This window comes from Pseudomonas sp. FP2335 (assembly GCF_030687535.1).
In the GTDB taxonomy this organism is placed as follows: Bacteria; Pseudomonadota; Gammaproteobacteria; order Pseudomonadales; family Pseudomonadaceae; genus Aquipseudomonas.
Genome location: NZ_CP117437.1, coordinates 5,051,911 through 5,072,200, shown reverse-complemented (window position 1 = coordinate 5,072,200; position 20,290 = coordinate 5,051,911). Strand labels below are relative to the sequence as shown.

Annotated in this window: 9 protein-coding genes, 2 tRNA genes and 3 rRNA genes; 13 read left to right on the top strand and 1 reads right to left on the bottom strand. The window is 59.3% G+C overall.

Annotated features, from left to right (window positions below; all coding sequences use genetic code 11):
- Positions 1 to 44: 44 nt before the first annotated feature.
- From msrP to PSH81_RS22735, 13 genes are all read left to right on the top strand, one after another.
- The gene (gene msrP / locus PSH81_RS22795; protein WP_226455712.1) at positions 45 to 1,058 is read left to right on the top strand and encodes a protein-methionine-sulfoxide reductase catalytic subunit MsrP; all 1,014 of its coding nucleotides are present in this window, start codon (positions 45 to 47) and stop codon (positions 1,056 to 1,058) included.
- Positions 1,058 to 1,678, top strand: a complete 621-nt coding sequence (gene msrQ / locus PSH81_RS22790; protein ID WP_305391525.1) for a protein-methionine-sulfoxide reductase heme-binding subunit MsrQ — start codon at positions 1,058 to 1,060, stop codon at positions 1,676 to 1,678. The genes msrP and msrQ overlap by 1 nt, the downstream gene beginning before the upstream one ends.
- 489 nt (positions 1,679 to 2,167) lie before the next feature.
- Positions 2,168 to 3,704, top strand: a 16S ribosomal RNA gene (locus PSH81_RS22785).
- 83 nt (positions 3,705 to 3,787) lie between these two features.
- Positions 3,788 to 3,864: transfer RNA gene (locus tag PSH81_RS22780), tRNA-Ile, on the top strand.
- 30 nt (positions 3,865 to 3,894) lie between these two features.
- Positions 3,895 to 3,970, top strand: a tRNA-Ala gene (locus tag PSH81_RS22775).
- Positions 3,971 to 4,217: 247 nt separating this feature from the next.
- Positions 4,218 to 7,109, top strand: a 23S ribosomal RNA gene (locus tag PSH81_RS22770).
- 149 nt (positions 7,110 to 7,258) lie between these two features.
- Positions 7,259 to 7,374, top strand: a 5S ribosomal RNA gene (rrf, locus tag PSH81_RS22765).
- Together the 16S, 23S and 5S rRNA genes with 2 tRNA genes alongside form the textbook arrangement of a ribosomal RNA operon.
- A 137-nt stretch (positions 7,375 to 7,511) precedes the next feature.
- A complete protein-coding gene (recC, locus tag PSH81_RS22760) occupies positions 7,512 to 10,964 on the top strand; it encodes an exodeoxyribonuclease V subunit gamma (RefSeq protein WP_305391524.1) in 3,453 nt (1,150 codons plus the stop codon).
- A complete protein-coding gene (gene recB, locus PSH81_RS22755) occupies positions 10,961 to 14,635 on the top strand; it encodes an exodeoxyribonuclease V subunit beta (protein WP_305391523.1) in 3,675 nt (1,224 codons plus the stop codon). The genes recC and recB overlap by 4 nt, the downstream gene beginning before the upstream one ends.
- Positions 14,632 to 16,704 carry an exodeoxyribonuclease V subunit alpha gene (gene recD / locus PSH81_RS22750; protein WP_305391522.1) on the top strand — a complete coding sequence of 691 codons (2,073 nt, stop codon included), beginning with the start codon at positions 14,632 to 14,634 and terminating at the stop codon, positions 16,702 to 16,704. The genes recB and recD overlap by 4 nt, the downstream gene beginning before the upstream one ends.
- 89 nt (positions 16,705 to 16,793) lie before the next feature.
- Positions 16,794 to 17,360: a YfiR family protein gene (locus PSH81_RS22745; RefSeq protein WP_305391521.1), complete on the top strand. Its 567-nt coding sequence runs from the start codon at positions 16,794 to 16,796 to the stop codon at positions 17,358 to 17,360.
- The gene (locus PSH81_RS22740; protein WP_305391520.1) at positions 17,357 to 18,619 is read left to right on the top strand and encodes a diguanylate cyclase domain-containing protein; all 1,263 of its coding nucleotides are present in this window, start codon (positions 17,357 to 17,359) and stop codon (positions 18,617 to 18,619) included. Before PSH81_RS22745 ends, PSH81_RS22740 begins: the two co-directional genes overlap by 4 nt.
- Before the next feature lie 4 nt (positions 18,620 to 18,623).
- Positions 18,624 to 19,115 carry an OmpA family protein gene (locus PSH81_RS22735; protein ID WP_226457244.1) on the top strand — a complete coding sequence of 164 codons (492 nt, stop codon included), beginning with the start codon at positions 18,624 to 18,626 and terminating at the stop codon, positions 19,113 to 19,115.
- A gap of 127 nt (positions 19,116 to 19,242) precedes the next feature.
- Here the strand turns inward: PSH81_RS22735 and PSH81_RS22730 are convergent, their stop codons facing one another.
- Positions 19,243 to 20,199, bottom strand: coding sequence for a LysR family transcriptional regulator (locus tag PSH81_RS22730; protein WP_226457245.1), 957 nt, complete (start codon positions 20,197 to 20,199; stop codon positions 19,243 to 19,245).
- Positions 20,200 to 20,290: the final 91 nt, after the last annotated feature.

Here is a 20,290-nt window from a genome sequence, read left to right as displayed (position 1 = left end):
CGCAGTCTATTGGTGCATCAGTTCTCCAATGCTGCGGAGTTGCCATGTTAATCAAATTGCCAAAAGCGTCCGATTGCCACGAGTCGGATGTCACACCTGAATCCCTTTATTTCTCTCGCCGCAGCTTGCTCGGTGGTGCGCTCGCCGGTATCGCTGCCAGCAGCTTGCCGCGCTGGGCCAGTGCGACTGATGCTTCCCGTTACGCTGATGTTGAGCCGGGCAAGGCACCGAATTGGTTTGCCGAGAAACTGCCTGGCACTCAATGGCAGGCTGTGACGGTGAAGGATGAAGCGATCACCCCCTTCAAGGATGCGACTCACTACAACAACTTCTATGAGTTCGGCACCGGCAAGGGCGATCCGGCAACGAATGCGGGTTCGCTCAAGACCGAGCCCTGGAGTGTTGTGATTGATGGTGAGGTTGCAAAGCCAGGGCGTTATGCCCTGGAAGACTTTATGAAGCCTTATCAGTTGGAAGAGCGGATCTACCGTTTACGGTGTGTCGAGGCGTGGTCGATGGTCATCCCCTGGATCGGTTTCCCTATCTCGGCGTTGCTCAAGCAAGTCGAACCGACCTCCAAGGCCAAGTACATTCGATTTGAAACGCTTCAGGACCCCAAGAGCATGCCGGGCCAGCGTTCGAGTTTTGGTTTGATCGACTGGCCATATATAGAAGGGTTGCGTCTGGATGAAGCGATGAACCCTTTGGCGATTCTTGCCGTTGGCATGTACGGGCGTGAACTGCCCAACCAGAACGGCGCGCCGCTGCGCTTGGTGGTGCCTTGGAAGTACGGCTTCAAAAGCGTGAAGTCCATTGTGCGCATCAGCCTGGTGAGTGAACAGCCGAAAACCACCTGGCAGAGTATTGCGGCGGATGAGTATGGGTTCTACGCGAACGTGAACCCCACGGTTGATCATCCGCGGTGGACCCAGGCGCGGGAGCGTCGCCTGCCGAGCGGCCTGTTCAGTCCCAATGTGCGTGAGACACAGATGTTCAATGGCTACTCGGATGAGGTTGCCTCCCTGTATGCCGGCCTTGATCTGCGGAAGAACTACTGATGCGCTACCCCATCTGGCGCCTCGGCGTTTTTATCGCAGTGGCCGTGTGGCAGCTATTCTGGCTATATGAGGCGTGGAGCTCTGTTCTCGGGCCTGATCCGGGCAAAGTGCTGGTGGATCGGCTGGGCCTGGGGGCGTTGGTCCTTTTGCTGATCACCCTTGGAATGACGCCGTTGCAGAAGCTCAGCGGCTGGGCGGGGTGGATAGCTGTACGCCGGCAGTTGGGCTTGTGGTGCTTTACTTACGTAGTGCTGCATCTGGCGGCTTATTGCGTGTTTGTCCTTGGGCTCGATTGGTCGCAGTTGGGTGTGGAGTTGCGCAAGCGGCCTTATATTATTGTGGGGGCGCTGGGCTTCTTGTCGCTTTTGGTGTTGGCGGTGACCTCAAATCGCTATAGCCAGCGACGTTTGGGGAGTCGGTGGAAGAAATTGCATCGCCTGGTTTACGTGATTCTTGGGCTCGGCTTGCTGCATATGTTGTGGATAGTGCGGGCTGATCTCAAGGAGTGGGCGGTCTATGCATCTATAGGTGTGTTGCTTTTGGCCCTGCGGATACCACCGGTGATGCGCCGAATCCCTCGCCTTATTGCCAAAAAGGCACCTTCTGCAACAAAAGCGTAATTAAAGGTTGACGGCGAATTGTAACTGTCTATAATTCGCCCCACTTCCGGCGCAGTCGAAACGGAAAACTCATTGATAAACAATGGGTTACGCAGTTTTTCGGCAGCAGGTCGCTTCAGTTCATCGAAGCGCTCAGGAAGTTGAAAAAGAGGTGTTGACAGCAGCGTGTAACGCTGTAGAATTCGCCTCCCGCTAACGAGAGATCGTAAGCGCAAGTGGTTGAAGTTGTTGAAGAAATCTTCGAAAGCTTCTGAAAATAATCACTTGACAGCAAGTGAGGCTGCTGTAGAATGCGCGCCTCGGTTGAGACGAAAGATCTTAACCAACCGCTCTTTAACAACTGAATCAAGCAATTCGTGTGGGTGCTTGTGGAGTCAGACTGATAGTCAACAAGATTATCAGCATCACAAGTTACTCCGCGAGAAATCAAAGATGTAACCAACGATTGCTGAGCCAAGTTTAGGGTTTCTTAAAAACCCAAAGATGTTTGAACTGAAGAGTTTGATCATGGCTCAGATTGAACGCTGGCGGCAGGCCTAACACATGCAAGTCGAGCGGTAGAGAGAAGCTTGCTTCTCTTGAGAGCGGCGGACGGGTGAGTAATGCCTAGGAATCTGCCTGGTAGTGGGGGATAACGTTCGGAAACGGACGCTAATACCGCATACGTCCTACGGGAGAAAGCAGGGGACCTTCGGGCCTTGCGCTATCAGATGAGCCTAGGTCGGATTAGCTAGTTGGTGGGGTAATGGCTCACCAAGGCGACGATCCGTAACTGGTCTGAGAGGATGATCAGTCACACTGGAACTGAGACACGGTCCAGACTCCTACGGGAGGCAGCAGTGGGGAATATTGGACAATGGGCGAAAGCCTGATCCAGCCATGCCGCGTGTGTGAAGAAGGTCTTCGGATTGTAAAGCACTTTAAGTTGGGAGGAAGGGCAGTTACCTAATACGTATCTGTTTTGACGTTACCGACAGAATAAGCACCGGCTAACTCTGTGCCAGCAGCCGCGGTAATACAGAGGGTGCAAGCGTTAATCGGAATTACTGGGCGTAAAGCGCGCGTAGGTGGTTTGTTAAGTTGGATGTGAAATCCCCGGGCTCAACCTGGGAACTGCATTCAAAACTGACTGACTAGAGTATGGTAGAGGGTGGTGGAATTTCCTGTGTAGCGGTGAAATGCGTAGATATAGGAAGGAACACCAGTGGCGAAGGCGACCACCTGGACTAATACTGACACTGAGGTGCGAAAGCGTGGGGAGCAAACAGGATTAGATACCCTGGTAGTCCACGCCGTAAACGATGTCAACTAGCCGTTGGAAGCCTTGAGCTTTTAGTGGCGCAGCTAACGCATTAAGTTGACCGCCTGGGGAGTACGGCCGCAAGGTTAAAACTCAAATGAATTGACGGGGGCCCGCACAAGCGGTGGAGCATGTGGTTTAATTCGAAGCAACGCGAAGAACCTTACCAGGCCTTGACATCCAATGAACTTTCCAGAGATGGATTGGTGCCTTCGGGAACATTGAGACAGGTGCTGCATGGCTGTCGTCAGCTCGTGTCGTGAGATGTTGGGTTAAGTCCCGTAACGAGCGCAACCCTTGTCCTTAGTTACCAGCACGTAATGGTGGGCACTCTAAGGAGACTGCCGGTGACAAACCGGAGGAAGGTGGGGATGACGTCAAGTCATCATGGCCCTTACGGCCTGGGCTACACACGTGCTACAATGGTCGGTACAGAGGGTTGCCAAGCCGCGAGGTGGAGCTAATCCCATAAAACCGATCGTAGTCCGGATCGCAGTCTGCAACTCGACTGCGTGAAGTCGGAATCGCTAGTAATCGCGAATCAGAATGTCGCGGTGAATACGTTCCCGGGCCTTGTACACACCGCCCGTCACACCATGGGAGTGGGTTGCACCAGAAGTAGCTAGTCTAACCTTCGGGAGGACGGTTACCACGGTGTGATTCATGACTGGGGTGAAGTCGTAACAAGGTAGCCGTAGGGGAACCTGCGGCTGGATCACCTCCTTAATCGACGACATCAGCTGCTCCATAAGTTCCCACACGAATTGCTTGATTCATTGAAGAAGACGATAAAGAAGCAGCCCGAAATTGGGTCTGTAGCTCAGTTGGTTAGAGCGCACCCCTGATAAGGGTGAGGTCGGCAGTTCGAATCTGCCCAGACCCACCAATTTTGTGTGGGAAACGCCTGTAGAAATACGGGGCCATAGCTCAGCTGGGAGAGCGCCTGCCTTGCACGCAGGAGGTCAACGGTTCGATCCCGTTTGGCTCCACCACTACTGCTTCTGTTTGTTGAAAGCTTAGAAATGAGCATTCCATCGTGACGATGGTGAATGTTGATTTCTAGTCTTTGATTAGATCGTTCTTTAAAAATTTGGGTATGTGATAGAAAGATAGACTGAACGTTACTTTCACTGGTAACGGATCAGGCTAAGGTAAAATTTGTGAGTTCTCTTAGTTGAGAAATTCGAATTTTCGGCGAATGTTGTCTTCACAGTATAACCAGATTGCTTGGGGTTATATGGTCAAGTGAAGAAGCGCATACGGTGGATGCCTTGGCAGTCAGAGGCGATGAAAGACGTGGTAGCCTGCGAAAAGCTTCGGGGAGTCGGCAAACAGACTTTGATCCGGAGATGTCTGAATGGGGGAACCCAGCCATCATAAGATGGTTATCTTGTACTGAATACATAGGTGCAAGAAGCGAACCAGGGGAACTGAAACATCTAAGTACCCTGAGGAAAAGAAATCAACCGAGATTCCCTTAGTAGTGGCGAGCTAACGGGGACTAGCCCTTAAGTGGCTTTGAGATTAGCGGAACGCTCTGGAAAGTGCGGCCATAGTGGGTGATAGCCCTGTACGCGAAAATCTCTTAGTCATGAAATCGAGTAGGACGGAGCACGAGAAACTTTGTCTGAATATGGGGGGACCATCCTCCAAGGCTAAATACTACTGACTGACCGATAGTGAACTAGTACCGTGAGGGAAAGGCGAAAAGAACCCCGGAGAGGGGAGTGAAATAGATCCTGAAACCGTATGCGTACAAGCAGTGGGAGCAGACTTTGTTCTGTGACTGCGTACCTTTTGTATAATGGGTCAGCGACTTATTTTCAGTGGCGAGCTTAACCGAATAGGGGAGGCGTAGCGAAAGCGAGTCTTAATAGGGCGTCTAGTCGCTGGGAATAGACCCGAAACCGGGCGATCTATCCATGGGCAGGTTGAAGGTTGGGTAACACTAACTGGAGGACCGAACCGACTACCGTTGAAAAGTTAGCGGATGACCTGTGGATCGGAGTGAAAGGCTAATCAAGCTCGGAGATAGCTGGTTCTCCTCGAAAGCTATTTAGGTAGCGCCTCATGTATCACTGTAGGGGGTAGAGCACTGTTTCGGCTAGGGGGTCATCCCGACTTACCAAACCGATGCAAACTCCGAATACCTACAAGTGCCGAGCATGGGAGACACACGGCGGGTGCTAACGTCCGTCGTGAAAAGGGAAACAACCCAGACCGTCAGCTAAGGTCCCAAAGTTATGGTTAAGTGGGAAACGATGTGGGAAGGCTTAGACAGCTAGGAGGTTGGCTTAGAAGCAGCCACCCTTTAAAGAAAGCGTAATAGCTCACTAGTCGAGTCGGCCTGCGCGGAAGATGTAACGGGGCTCAAACCATACACCGAAGCTACGGGTATCACGTAAGTGATGCGGTAGAGGAGCGTTCTGTAAGCCTGTGAAGGTGAGTTGAGAAGCTTGCTGGAGGTATCAGAAGTGCGAATGCTGACATGAGTAACGACAATGGGTGTGAAAAACACCCACGCCGAAAGACCAAGGTTTCCTGCGCAACGTTAATCGACGCAGGGTTAGTCGGTCCCTAAGGCGAGGCTGAAAAGCGTAGTCGATGGAAAACAGGTTAATATTCCTGTACTTCTGGTTATTGCGATGGAGGGACGGAGAAGGCTAGGCCAGCTTGGCGTTGGTTGTCCAAGTTTAAGGTGGTAGGCTGAGATCTTAGGTAAATCCGGGATCTTAAGGCCGAGAGCTGATGACGAGTTACCTTTTAGGTAACGAAGTGGTTGATGCCATGCTTCCAAGAAAAGCTTCTAAGCTTCAGGTAACCAGGAACCGTACCCCAAACCGACACAGGTGGTTGGGTAGAGAATACCAAGGCGCTTGAGAGAACTCGGGTGAAGGAACTAGGCAAAATGGCACCGTAACTTCGGGAGAAGGTGCGCCGGTGAGGGTGAAGGACTTGCTCCGTAAGCTCATGCCGGTCGAAGATACCAGGCCGCTGCGACTGTTTATTAAAAACACAGCACTCTGCAAACACGAAAGTGGACGTATAGGGTGTGACGCCTGCCCGGTGCCGGAAGGTTAATTGATGGGGTTAGCTAACGCGAAGCTCTTGATCGAAGCCCCGGTAAACGGCGGCCGTAACTATAACGGTCCTAAGGTAGCGAAATTCCTTGTCGGGTAAGTTCCGACCTGCACGAATGGCGTAACGATGGCGGCGCTGTCTCCACCCGAGACTCAGTGAAATTGAAATCGCTGTGAAGATGCAGTGTATCCGCGGCTAGACGGAAAGACCCCGTGAACCTTTACTATAGCTTTGCACTGGACTTTGAATTTGCTTGTGTAGGATAGGTGGGAGGCTTTGAAGCGTGGACGCCAGTTCGCGTGGAGCCATCCTTGAAATACCACCCTGGCAACTTTGAGGTTCTAACTCAGGTCCGTTATCCGGATCGAGGACAGTGTATGGTGGGTAGTTTGACTGGGGCGGTCTCCTCCTAAAGAGTAACGGAGGAGTACGAAGGTGCGCTCAGACCGGTCGGAAATCGGTCGTAGAGTATAAAGGCAAAAGCGCGCTTGACTGCGAGACAGACACGTCGAGCAGGTACGAAAGTAGGTCTTAGTGATCCGGTGGTTCTGTATGGAAGGGCCATCGCTCAACGGATAAAAGGTACTCCGGGGATAACAGGCTGATACCGCCCAAGAGTTCATATCGACGGCGGTGTTTGGCACCTCGATGTCGGCTCATCACATCCTGGGGCTGAAGCCGGTCCCAAGGGTATGGCTGTTCGCCATTTAAAGTGGTACGCGAGCTGGGTTTAGAACGTCGTGAGACAGTTCGGTCCCTATCTGCCGTGGACGTTTGAGATTTGAGAGGGGCTGCTCCTAGTACGAGAGGACCGGAGTGGACGAACCTCTGGTGTTCCGGTTGTCACGCCAGTGGCATTGCCGGGTAGCTATGTTCGGAATAGATAACCGCTGAAAGCATCTAAGCGGGAAACTAGCCTCAAGATGAGATCTCACTGGAACCTTGAGTTCCCTGAAGGGCCGTCGAAGACTACGACGTTGATAGGTTGGGTGTGTAAGCGCTGTGAGGCGTTGAGCTAACCAATACTAATTGCCCGTGAGGCTTGACCATATAACACCCAAGCAATTTGCGTCGAAAGGCCAGATTGCGGTGTGTGAAGACGAAATGAACCGAAAGTTCGACGCTCACAAAACACCGAAAGCTATCACATACCCAATTTGCTGAAGCGGGGCATACGCCACGACTCAGTACCCGAATTTCTTGACGACCATAGAGCATTGGAACCACCTGATCCCATCCCGAACTCAGCAGTGAAACGATGCATCGCCGATGGTAGTGTGGGGTTTCCCCATGTGAGAGTAGGTCATCGTCAAGATTAAATTCCAAAACCCCTGTTTGCTAACGCAAACAGGGGTTTTGTTTTGGGCGGTCGAAAAGTGCGAAGAGGGCCATTGCAATGGCCTTCAATGCTAAAGTCCACGCCTCGATTTTGCTTTTCCCAAGGAAGCCGTTATGCCGGATGCGACGTCTCTCAGTGCTGGATTCATGGTGGTTCATGGCAACCGCCTGGATGAACTGCGTAGCCTGGTCGTCAGCTGGATGCGTCGCTATCCCCTGGCGCCGCTTGAAAACGAGATCGCCTTGGTACAAAGCAACGGTATCGCCCAATGGCTCAAGTTGGCCTTGGCCGAAGACCCGGAAGATGACGACATGGGCGGTTGTGGTATTGCTGCAGCAATTGACGTGCAACTCCCCGGCAGTTTCATGTGGCAGCTCTACCGCATGGTCCTCGGCCGTGACGAAATCCCGCTCAAGTCTCTGCTCGACAAAGCCCCACTGACCTGGCGCCTCATGCGCCTGCTCCCGGAACTCATCGATCAACCCTACTTCGAGCCGCTGCAACGCTTCCTCACCCACGACACCGACCTACGCAAACGCTACCAACTCGCCGAGCGCCTGGCCGACCTGTTCGACCAATATCAGGTTTACCGCGCCGACTGGCTTGAGGACTGGGCCGCAGGCAGCCACCAATTACGCAACGGCCGAGGCGAGTCAAAACCCCTCGACCCTGCCAACTGCTGGCAAGCCGAACTATGGCGTGCGCTATTGCTGGATGTCGGCGCAGAGGGCATGGCCGAAAGCCGTGCCGGCGTTCACCAGCGTTTCATCGAGCGCATCAATACCCTTGAAACGGCCCCCCCAGGCCTACCTTCGCGGGTGATCGTGTTTGGGATTTCATCGCTGCCCGCCCAAGCACTGGAAGCACTCGCCGGCCTCGCGCGTTTCAGCCAAGTCCTGCTCTGTGTGCACAACCCTTGCCGTCACCACTGGTCCGACATCGTTGCCGACAAAGACTTGCTGCGTAACGAATACAAGCGCCAAGCACGCAAAGCCGGCATGCCGCTCACCATCGACCCGCAAACCCTGCACCAGCACGCCCACCCGCTGCTCGCCGCTTGGGGCAAGCAAGGCCGCGACTACATCAGCCTGCTCGACAGCTACGACGATCCCAACAGCTACCGCGCCGCATTCCGCGACGGTCGCATCGACCTGTTCAGCGACAGCGAACCCACCACGCTGCTCAACCAACTCCAGGACGACATCCTCGAACTGCGCCCACTCAACGAAACCCGCGAACGCTGGCCCGCTGTCGACCTGGAGCGTGACACCTCAATCCGCTTCCACGTCGCCCACAGTGCCCAGCGCGAAGTGGAGATCCTCCACGACCAACTGCTCCAACGCTTCAGCGCCGACCCCGCATTGCGCCCGCGAGACATCATCGTCATGGTCCCCGACGTCGACAGCTATGCGCCGCACATCCGCGCCGTGTTCGGCCAGCTGGAACGCAACGACCCACGCTTCATCCCCTTCACCCTGACAGACCAGGGCCAACGCGGCCGCGATCCCTTGCTGATCGCCGTCGAACACCTGCTCAAACTCCCCGACAGCCGCTTCCCTGTCAGCGAAATCCTCGACCTGCTCGATGTGCCCGCCCTGCGCGAACGCTTCGCCATCAAGGAGCGCGACCTACCCACGCTGCACCGCTGGATCGAAGGCGCCGGAATTCGTTGGGGGCTTGATGCGCAGCAACGCGCAGGGCTGGGGCTGCCACAAGAACTGGAACAAAACAGCTGGCGATTCGGCCTACGTCGGATGTTGCTTGGTTACGCCGTAGGCAGCGGCGCGTCCTGCGAAGGCATCGAACCCTACGACGAAATCGGCGGCCTGGATGCCGCCCTCATCGGCCCATTGGTCGCCTTGCTCGACGCCCTCAATGACGCGCATAAAACCCTGTCCGAGTCGGCAACTCCCCAGGTCTGGGGCGAGCGCTTGCAACGCCTGATGCAACTGTTCTTCCTGCCTAGCAGCGAGCACGACGACTACTTACTGGGCCAACTCGAACAGCTGCGCGAAACCTGGCTGGAAACCTGCGAGTCCGTAGGCCTACAGGACGAGTTACCGCTCACCGTAGTCCGTGAGGCTTGGCTCGCTGGCTTGGACCAAGGTCGCCTGTCCCAACGCTTCCTCGCTGGAGCTGTCAATTTTTGTACACTGATGCCCATGCGAGCGATCCCATTCAAACTTGTCTGCCTGCTCGGCATGAACGATGGCGACTACCCGCGCGCCCAGCCGCCGCTGGACTTTGACCTGATGGGCAGCGACTACCGTCCCGGCGATCGTTCACGCCGCGAAGACGACCGTTACCTGCTGCTCGAAGCCCTGCTCTCGGCGCGCGACCAGCTTTACATCAGTTGGGTCGGCCGCAGCATCCGCGACAACAGCGAGCGCCCGGCCTCGGTGCTGATCGGCCAGTTGCGCGACCACCTCGCCAGCGGCTGGCACCACGCCCACAGCGCCGAACCGCTGCTTGAGGCAATGACCCAGGAACACCCGCTGCAACCCTTCAGCGCCCGCTACTTCCACGAAGGCGATGCGCTGTTCAGCTACGCTCGCGAATGGCAGCTGCTGCACGAAGCATCTGATGTCGAAGCCAAAGCAGAGCAATTGCCGGAGCATCACCAAGAAGAACCCCTGAGCCTCGGCCAGTTACAAGACTTCCTGCGCAACCCGGTCAAACATTTCTTCAGCCAGCGTCTGAAAGTGTTCTTCGAGGCCGCTGAAGTGCCTCTGGCCGATGAAGAACCCTTCGTTCTCGACGCCCTGCAACGCTACAGCCTCAGCGACAGTTTGTTAAACGCGGCACTGGCCGAGCCCGATCATCCTGACCAGGCCCTCAACGCCCAAGCCCTGCGCCTGCAAGGGAGTGGCCTGCTGCCCATGGTCGGTTTTGGCGAATGCCTGCGCAATGAATTGATCGAGCCGTTGCCCGACCTGCTGCAACGTTACCAACAACTGCTGGCTCTCTGGCCCACGCCACACACCGGTGCTGAACCGATCAGTTTTGAGCATCAAGGCATTCAGCTGGAAGGCTGGATCAGCGGCCTGCACCGGCGCAGTGATGGCGGATTGCTTAGCGTGACCACTATTCCCAACAGCATCGGTTCGATCAAGACTCGCAAGTGGCATCGGCTGATCCGCCCCTGGGTCAACCACGTGGTCGCGTGCGCCTGTGGCCTTTCGTTAAGTACCGGCCTGGTCGCCAGCGACGACACCCTGCTGCTGGCCCCTCTGGAGAAATCCACCGCCCAGGACATCCTGCGCAAGCTGCTCCAGGCCTGGCATCGCGGGATGCAACAGCCGCTCCCCGTGGCCGTCAAGACCGCCTTCGCCTGGCTCGGCCAAACCGACCCGGCCAAAGCCGACGCCGCAGCCAGCAAAGCCTACGAAGGTGACGGCGTGAACACCGACGGCGAGCGCCGCGAAAGCCCTGCGCTTACCCGCCAATTCCCCGACTACGCGACACTCATCGCCAGCGCCGAATTCGAAGGCTGCTGCGAAACCCTGTATCGCCCGCTGATGAACGCAGCATGGCGATCACTGACCAGCGAGGAGGCCAGCGCATGAGCAGCAAACCCTTGGCCCTGGCCTTTCCGCTCAAAGGCAGCCAACTGATCGAGGCCAGCGCCGGCACCGGCAAGACCTTCACCATTTCTGCCTTATACCTGCGTCTTGTACTGGGGCACGGTGGCGAAGAGTCCGGGTTTGGCCGCGAACTGCTGCCACCGCAAATCCTCGTCGTAACCTTTACCGACGCCGCCACCAAGGAGCTGCGCGAGCGTATCCGCATCCGCCTGGCCGAAGCCGCGCGCTACTTTCGCGACGAAATCCAGCAACCCGATGCGCTGATCGCCGACCTGCGCAACCAATACTTGCCCGAACAGTGGCCCGCCTGCGCCAACCGCCTGGACATCGCCGCGCAATGGATGGACGAAGCCGCAGTTTCGACGATCCACAGTTGGTGCCAGCGCATGCTGCGCGAGCACGCGTTCGACAGCGGCAGCCTGTTCACTCAAACCCTGGAAACCGACCACAGCGACTTGCTTGGCGAAGTCCTGCGCGATTACTGGCGACTGTTCTGCTACCCGATGCACGACGATGCGCTCAACTGGGTCCGCACCCACTGGGGTGGCCCCGCCGCGCTGATGCCGCGGGTGCGCGCATTGTTTGGCAGCGAACGCCCCAGCGGTGAAAGCCGCGACCCTGCCGAACTGATCAACGCCTGCCTGCAGGAACGCCGCGAAGCACTGATCGAGCTCAAGGCACCGTGGCAGCAATGGGCCATCGAACTGCGTGACATCTGCCTGCAAGCCGTGGCCGCCAAAGCCGTCGACGGCCGCAAGATGCAGGCGCGGTACTTCGAGCCCTGGTTCGAAAAGATCAGCGCCTGGGCCGCTGACGAAACCCTCGAACAACTCGACATCGGCACCGGCTTCACGCGCCTGAGCCCCGACGGCATGGCCGAAGCCTGGAAGGGCGAGCCGCCGCAGCACCCTGGCATCGAGGCCATGGCCGGCCTCAAGGCCGCCCTCGACGCGCTGCCAACCCCCGATGCCGCGGTGCTGCAACACGCCGCCGGTTGGGTCGGCAAACGCTTCGAAGAAGAAAAGCGTCGCCGCGCCGAAATGGGCTTCGACGACATGCTCACGCGCCTCAACACCGCGCTCCAGGCCGACGGCGGCGAGCGCCTGGCCAGTGTGATCCGCGAGCAGTTCCCGGTCGCGCTGATCGACGAATTCCAGGACACCGACCCGGTGCAATACAGCATCTTCGACAGCATTTACCGCATCGAAGAAAACCACCTCGACAGCGGCCTGTTCCTGATCGGCGACCCCAAACAGGCGATCTACGCCTTCCGCGGCGCCGACATCTACACTTACCTGCGCGCACGCGAGGCCACTACCGGGCGCCATCACACCCTCGGCACCAACTTCCGCTCCAGCCACGCGATGGTCGAGGCGGTCAACCACGTGTTCCAACGTGCCGAAAGCGGCCGTGGCGCGTTTCTCTTCCGCAAGCCGGACGGTGAAAACCCGGTGCCGTTCCAGCCGGTCTTATCCCAAGGCCGCAAGGAGCTGTTGCAGGTCAATGGCCAGACGCTGCCGGCGATGAACCTGTGGCACCTGCCCACCGACCAACCGATTTCCACTGTGGCCTATCGCCAGCAACTGGCAGGCGCCTGTGCCACGCAGATTGCTGAACTGCTCAACGGCGGGCAGCAGGGCACAGCAGGTTTCCTACAGCCAGATGGTAGTTTCAACGGGGTGCTGCCGTCAGACATCGCCATCCTCGTGCGTGATGGCAAGGAAGCCCAAGCCGTGCGCGCCGAACTGGCCGCCCGTGGCGTACGCAGCGTGTACCTGTCGGACAAGGACTCGGTCTTCGCCGCCCAGGAAGCCCATGACCTGCTGGCCTGGCTCAAGGCCTGCGCCGAGCCGGACGTCGAGCGCCCGCTGCGCGCTGCCCTGGCTTGCGTCACCTTGAACCTGTCACTGCCGGAACTGGAGCGTCTGAACCAGGACGAACTGGCGTGGGAAACCCGCGTCATGCAGTTCCGTGGCTACCGCGCGATCTGGCGTACCCAAGGCGTGCTGCCGATGCTGCGGCGCTTGCTGCATGACTTCAAATTGCCGCAAACCCTGATCGCCCGTAGCGACGGCGAACGGGTGCTGACCAATCTGCTGCACCTCAGTGAACTGCTGCAACAAGCCGCCTCGGAACTGGACGGCGAACAGGCGTTGATCCGCCACCTGGCCGAACACCTGGCATTGTCGGGGCAAGCCGGGGAAGAGCAGATCCTGCGCCTGGAAAGCGATGAGCAACTGGTCAAAGTGGTGACGATTCACAAGTCCAAGGGCCTGGAGTACGACCTGGTCTTCCTGCCGTTCATCTGCTCGGCCAAACCGGTGGACGGCACGCGCTTGCCGCTGCACTACCACGATGAAAAGGGTAAACCCCAAGTTAGCCTGCGCCCGACCGCCGAGCTCATCACCCAGGCCGACGATGAGCGCCTGGCCGAGGACCTGCGCCTGTTCTACGTAGCCCTGACTCGCGCCAAGCACGCCTGTTGGCTCGGTATCGCCGACCTCAAGCGCGGCAACAGCAGCAGCTCGGTGTTACATCTCTCGGCGCTGGGCTACTTGCTCGGCGCCGGTGCCGCGCTGGGTGAGTCCGCTGCCCTGGCGCGCTGGTTGCTGGACTTGCAGGAAGGCTGCCCCGCCGTACACTACGGCCACGTGCCCGACGCGCAAGACATCCTCTTCCACCCACCGCGCAACGAAGCCACCTTGCTTGCACCATTGCTGCCCAAACGCAAAGCGGCAGAGAACTGGTGGATCGCGTCCTACAGCGCCCTGCGCATTGGCGACAGCATGAGTGTGGCCACCCTTGAAGCCCCGGAAAGCCCGCAGGCGCAAAAGCTGTTCGATGACGAGCGCCTCGACCCGGATGCGCCGCGCGAAGTGGCGGCGTCCGGTGGTGACATTCACCGTTTCCCACGCGGTCCGAATCCGGGGACTTTTCTCCACGGCCTGTTGGAGTGGGCGGGCGAAGATGGTTTCAACGTCACCCCGCAGGCCATCGAACAAGCCGTTGGTGCGCGCTGCAACCGACGCAATTGGGAAGGCTGGATCACCACCCTCAGCGCCTGGCTGGGCCAGTTGCTGCACACCCCGCTGCCGGTGGATAACGATCAGGTCGCACTCAGCAACCTGCAGCAATACCAGATCGAAATGGAGTTCTGGTTCGCCAGCCACAAAGTCGACGTGCTCGCCCTCGACAAGCTGGTGTGCCAGGCCACCCACAACGGAGTGTCCCGGGTCGCCGCCGAACCGGTGCTGCTCAACGGCATGTTCAAGGGCTTTATCGACCTGACCTTTGAACACGACGGCCGCTATTACGTGGCCGACTACAAATCCAACTGGCTCGGCCCCGACGATTCGGCCTACACACTGGAAGCCATGGAGCAGTCGATCCTCGAGCATCGGTATGACCTGCAATACGTGCTTTACCTACTGGCCCTGCACCGCCAGCTCAAGGCACGCCTGCCCGATTATGACTACGACCGCCACGTCGGCGGTGCGCTCTACGTGTTCCTGCGCGGCGTTCAAGCCGCCAGCCGTGGCGCGTATTTCACCCGCCCGCCGCGCGAACTGATTGAAAGCCTGGACCTGTTGTTTCAGGGCAAGCCCATCCCACCCAAGGTTGAGCCCGCCTGGGAACAAGGAGTTCTGCTATGAGCCTATCGCCATTGCCGTTGGAGGCGTTGGACCCCCTCAGCCGCGCCGCCGACCTCGTGCAACTGCTGGAGCGCTGGGTTGACCGCGGCTGGCTGCGCGCCCTGGACAAAGCCTTCGTCGGCTTCCTGCACGAACTCGATCCCCAGGCCGACCCGCTGGTGCTGCTGGCAGCTGCATTGACCAGCCACCAACTGGGCCACGGTCACGTCTGCCTGGACCTGTTCGAAACCCTCAAGGCGCCGGACTTCGCGCTGTCCTTGCCGCCCGAAGGCGACCTGCAGACCGGTGCGATGTTGCTGCCGTCGCAACTGCTCGACGGCCTCGACGGTGGCCACTGGTGCCAGGCGCTGGCTGCCAGTCGCCTGGTGGCCCAGGCCGTCGACGCCAGTGAGGCCGCGCAAAGCCGCCCGCTGGTATTGGCCGGCACGCGCCTGTACCTGCGTCGTTACTGGACTTACGAGCGGCGCATCGACAGCGCCTTGCGTCGCCGCCTCGCCACCCAGGAAAGCGTCGCTGCCGACTTGCCCCAGCGTCTCAATGGCCTGTTCGACCAGCCGCCACCGGACGGCGTGATCGACTGGCAAAAACTCGCCTGTGCCTTGGCTACGCGCGGTGCATTCAGCATCGTCACCGGCGGCCCCGGCACCGGCAAGACCACCACCGTGGTGCGCCTGCTCGCACTGCTGCAAGCGCCGGCGGTAGAAGCCGGCAGCCCGTTGCGCATCCGCCTGGCCGCGCCCACCGGCAAAGCGGCGGCGCGTCTCACCGAATCCATCAGCCAGCAAGTCCAGTCGCTGACCGTGCCCGACGACGTGCGCGAAAAAATCCCGACCCAGGTCACCACGGTTCATCGCTTGCTGGGCAGCCGCCCGGGGACGCGCCATTTCCGTCATCACCTGGGCAACCCGTTGCCCCTGGATGTGCTGGTGGTGGACGAAGCCTCGATGATCGACCTGGAAATGATGGCCAACCTGCTGGACGCCTTGCCGCCCCATGCTCGGCTGGTGCTGCTGGGCGACAAGGACCAACTCGCCTCGGTGGAAGCGGGCGCCGTGCTTGGCGACTTGTGCCGCGACGCCGAAGCCGGCTGGTACAGCGCCGACACCCGCCAATGGCTGCAAGCGGTCAGCGGCGAAGACCTCAGCGCCAGCGGCCTGGAGGAAGACCGCGACGCCAGCCATCCCCTGGCCCAGCAAGTGGTGATGCTGCGCTACTCGCGGCGTTTCGGCGAAGGCAGCGGCATCGGTCAGCTCGCCCGCTGGGTCAACCAGCAAAACCCCGAGCAAGCCCGTGACCTGTTGAATGCCGGCAGCCACGCCGACCTGGCTTGCGTAAGGCTCAAAGGGGAACACGACCATGCCCTGGAACGCTTGGTCCTGGACGGGCAGGGCAGTGACGGCGCCAGAGGTTATCGCTACTACCTCGACCTGCTGCGCAGTGCGCGTCCCGCCCTCGACACCCCGCGCGAAGACAATGCCTGGATCGACTGGGCACAACAGTTATTGCAGGCTTTCGACGCCTTCCAACTGCTCTGTGCCGTGCGCAAAGGCCCGTGGGGTGTAGAAGGGCTGAACCTGCGCATCACCGCCGCCTTGCGCAAAGCGCGGCTGATCGACGGCGACGAGCAATGGTACGAAGGCCGCCCGGTATTGATGACCCGCAACGATTACGGCCTGGGCCTGATGAACGGCGATATTGGCATCGCCCTCAAGCTGCCCGAAAGTGACGGCGGGCCCCAGGTGCTACGCGTCGCTTTCCCACGTAACGATGGCCAGGGTGGTGTACGGTTTGTTCTGCCCAGTCGTCTGAACGATGTGGAAACCGTGTACGCCATGACCGTGCACAAATCCCAGGGCTCGGAATTTACCCACACCGCGCTGATCCTGCCGGATGCGTTGAACCCGGTGCTGACCAAAGAACTGATCTACACCGGCATCACCCGGGCCAAGCGCTGGTTCAGCCTGATCGAACCCCGTGGCGGGGTATTTGAAGAGGCCGTGCGGCGTAAGGTCAAGCGCTTGAGCGGGCTGATGCTGGAGTTGGGGCATGTGGCGCAAAAACCTGACTGATAGGTCATTTATGGCGCTATATCGCGGGGGTTTCCGTCGCTGTGCTATCGTTGCGGCATCATTGTGACAAGTCCTGAGAGAAACGCTGCATGAACGTGGCTGTCTCGCCTACAGAGCGTCGTTTGAGCTGGAGACACATGCTGCTGACGGCGGTTCTGTGCATGCTCGCTCCCCGCGTGTTTGCCCAGGCGCCCAGCCCGGCGGATCATCGCGCCCAGGCCGTCACCCAGGTGGTACTCGGTATCCTCAGCTACGCCCGTTGGCCGGTGGAACCTGCGCAGCTGCGGCTGTGCATCGTCGGGCCCACCCAGTACACCGACGACCTGATCAAAGGTACCACCCAGGCCACCGGCCGTCCGGTGTTGGTCCAGCGCTTGCTGGCCGATCACCCCGACATCGTCAATACCTGTAACGCCGTATACATCGGCAAACTCAGCGCTGATGAACGCAGCAAGTTGTTTGCCTCGCTGATCGGCCACCCGGTGCTGAGCATCAGTGAAGGTGGCGACCAGTGCACCGTCGGCAGTCTGTTCTGCCTGCGGGTAGGGGATGAGCAGGTGTCGTTCGAAGTCAATCTCGACTCGGTGGCCCGCAGCGGCGTGCGCATTCACCCGAGTGTGCTGCAACTGTCCCGACGCAGGGCGCCAGAGCCATGACCGCGCTGAAAGAACGCCCGACCCTACGTTCGGTCATCGGCCGTGGGCACATGATCCTGGCGCTGGTGGCGGTGATTCTGGCGAGTGTGTCCTTGACCCTGCTCGGCGTGCTGGCGCTGCGTGTCTATGCCGAACACAACCTGCACCTGATCGCGCGTTCGATCAATTACACCGTGGAAGCGGCGGTGGTGTTCAACGACAGCGCGGCGGCCACCGAGGCCCTCAGTCTGATTGCCTCCACCGAAGAAGTGGCCCAGGCCGAAGTCTTCGATGCCAACGGCAAGTTGCTGGCGCAATGGGTGCGTCCGGACACCGGCATGCTTTCGCGGGTTGAGCTGGCGCTGGCGCATACCCTGCTTGAACAACCCATCAGCCAGCCGATCCTGCACCAAGGGCGCGTCATCGGCAGCATCCACCTGACCGGCCACGGCGGCAGCCTGCTGCGCTTCTTGCTCAGCGGCCTGGCCGGGATTCTGATCTGCACCGCCCTCAGCGCCTGGGTCGCTCTGCACCTGGCCCAGCGCCTGTTGCGCGGCATCACCGGGCCGTTGCAAAGCCTCGCCGCCGTGGCCCACGCTGCCCGTAGCGAGCGGGATTTCGACCGCCGCGTGCCGCCGGCGCGGATTGCCGAGCTCGACAGCCTGGGCAGCGACTTCAACGCCTTGCTCGGTGAGATGCAAGCCTGGCAGAACCACCTGCAAAGCGAGAACGAAACCCTCGCGCACCTGGCCAACCACGACAGCCTGACCGGCCTGCCCAACCGCGCGTTCTTCGAAGGCCGCTTGATCCGCGCCCTGCGCAGCGCCGCCAAGGCCAAGGAACAACTGGCGGTGCTGTACCTCGACAGCGACCGCTTCAAGGAAATCAACGACAGCTTCGGCCACGCCGCTGGTGATGCGGTGCTGGTGGCCGTCGCCGACCGTGTGCGTGCGCAGCTGCGTGAGGATGACCTGGTGGCACGCCTGGGCGGTGACGAATTCGCGATCCTGCTGGCGCCCCTGCACAAACTGGAAGACGCTCAGCGCATCGCCGACAACATCATCGCCAGCATGGACCTGCCCATCTCTGTGCCGGGAGAGGCCCAGGTGTTTACCTCCCTCAGTATCGGCATCGCCCTCTACCCCGATCATGGTGCCACCCCCGGCACCCTGCTCAATGCCGCCGATGCGGCGATGTACCAGGCCAAACGCTCGTCTTCGGGCGGCCAGCAAACGGCGGAATCGGAAGCCTCCGTCGTCAACGTTCAACACAGGAGTTGACCCCTTGTTCTCGACCGCGCGCTTTATGTTTATCACCCTCCTGGTGGCGCTGCTCGCCCTCGGCGGCTGCCAGACGGCCCCACCCAAAGGCCTGACCCCGGCGCAGATTGCCGTGCTCAAGCAACAAGGCTTTGAACTCACCGACGACGGCTGGGCCTTTGGCCTGTCTGGCAAAGTGCTGTTTGGCAGCGATGTCGAAAGCCTGAACCCGCCCAGTACCGAAATCGTCGAACGCATTGGCAAGGCCCTGCTCGGCGTGGGTATCGAACGGGTGCGTGTCGACGGCCACACCGACGCCTCGGGCAAGGAAACCTACAACCAGCAACTGTCGCTGCGTCGCGCGAAAAGCGTGGCCAAGGTGCTGACCGGCGTGGGGATGAAGGAAGAAAACATCCAGTTGCGCGGGCTGGGCAGCAGCGAACCTGTAGCGCCGAATACCACGGTGGCAGGGCGTACGGAGAACCGGCGGGTGTCGATCGTGGTGATCGCCGACTGAGTCGACTCACCTATTTTCAAATTGAAACACAATCAACTGTGGGAGCTGGCTTGCCTGCGATAGCGGTCTATCAGCCGTGAAGTGCCGACTGATCCACCGCAATCGCAGGCAAGCCAGCTCCCACACTCTATTTGGGGTGTGCTTTAAACCCCATCTCTCGTGTCTCCCCCATCAACAACCCCTGGTTCTGCTCCGTCACTTCCCGGATGTAGTCCCACAGCAACGTAATCCGCTTCAACTTCCTCAAGTCCTCGCGGCAATACATCCAGAACTGCCGCGTAATCGCGATCTCCTCTCCCAGCACCGGCAATAAGCGCGGGTCCTGCGCCGCCAGGAAACACGGCAGGATCGCCATCGACCGCCCCTGCTGCGCTGCCACGTACTGCGCAATCACGCTGGTGCTGCGCAAGCTGGCGCTGGCGCCGGGCACCACGTTTGCCAGGTACAACAATTCGGAGCTGAACGCCAAGTCATCCACGTAACTGATGAACGGATGCTCGGCCAGATCCGTCGGGCGTCGGATCGGCGGGTGTTGGTCGAGGTATTCCTGGGTCGCGTACAACTGCAGTTTGTAGTCGCACAGCTTGCAGCACACATAAGGCCCGTGTTCCGGGCGTTCCAGGGCGATGACGATGTCGGCTTCGCGCTTGGACAGGCTGATGAAGTGGGGCAGGGGCAGGATGTCCACCGAAATTGCCGGATACGTATCGACGAAGTGGCTCAATTGCGGCGTGACGAAAAAGCTGCCGAACCCTTCGGTACAGCCCATGCGCACATGCCCGGACAGCGCCACGCCAGAGCCGGAAACCTGCTCGCAGGCCATGTGCAGGGTGCTTTCGATCGACTCTGCATAGCCCAGCAAACGCTGGCCTTCGGGGGTGAGGACGAAGCCGTTGGTGCGGGACTTTTCGAACAGCAGGGTGCCGAGTGACACCTCCAGCGAACTGATGCGCCGCGACACCGTGGTGTAGTCCACCGCCAGGCGCTTGGCGGCGACGCTGGCCTTGCGGGTGCGGGCCACTTCGAGGAAAAACTTCAGGTCATCCCAGTTCAGGGCGCCCAGTGACGTGATGTTTTTTTGCATATTGGTCCGGCTTTTATGTGCGTTCTTATTAGAGATTTGCACATCTATACTCCAAAACAGTCCGAACGCCTCATTCCCAAGGCGATTCACG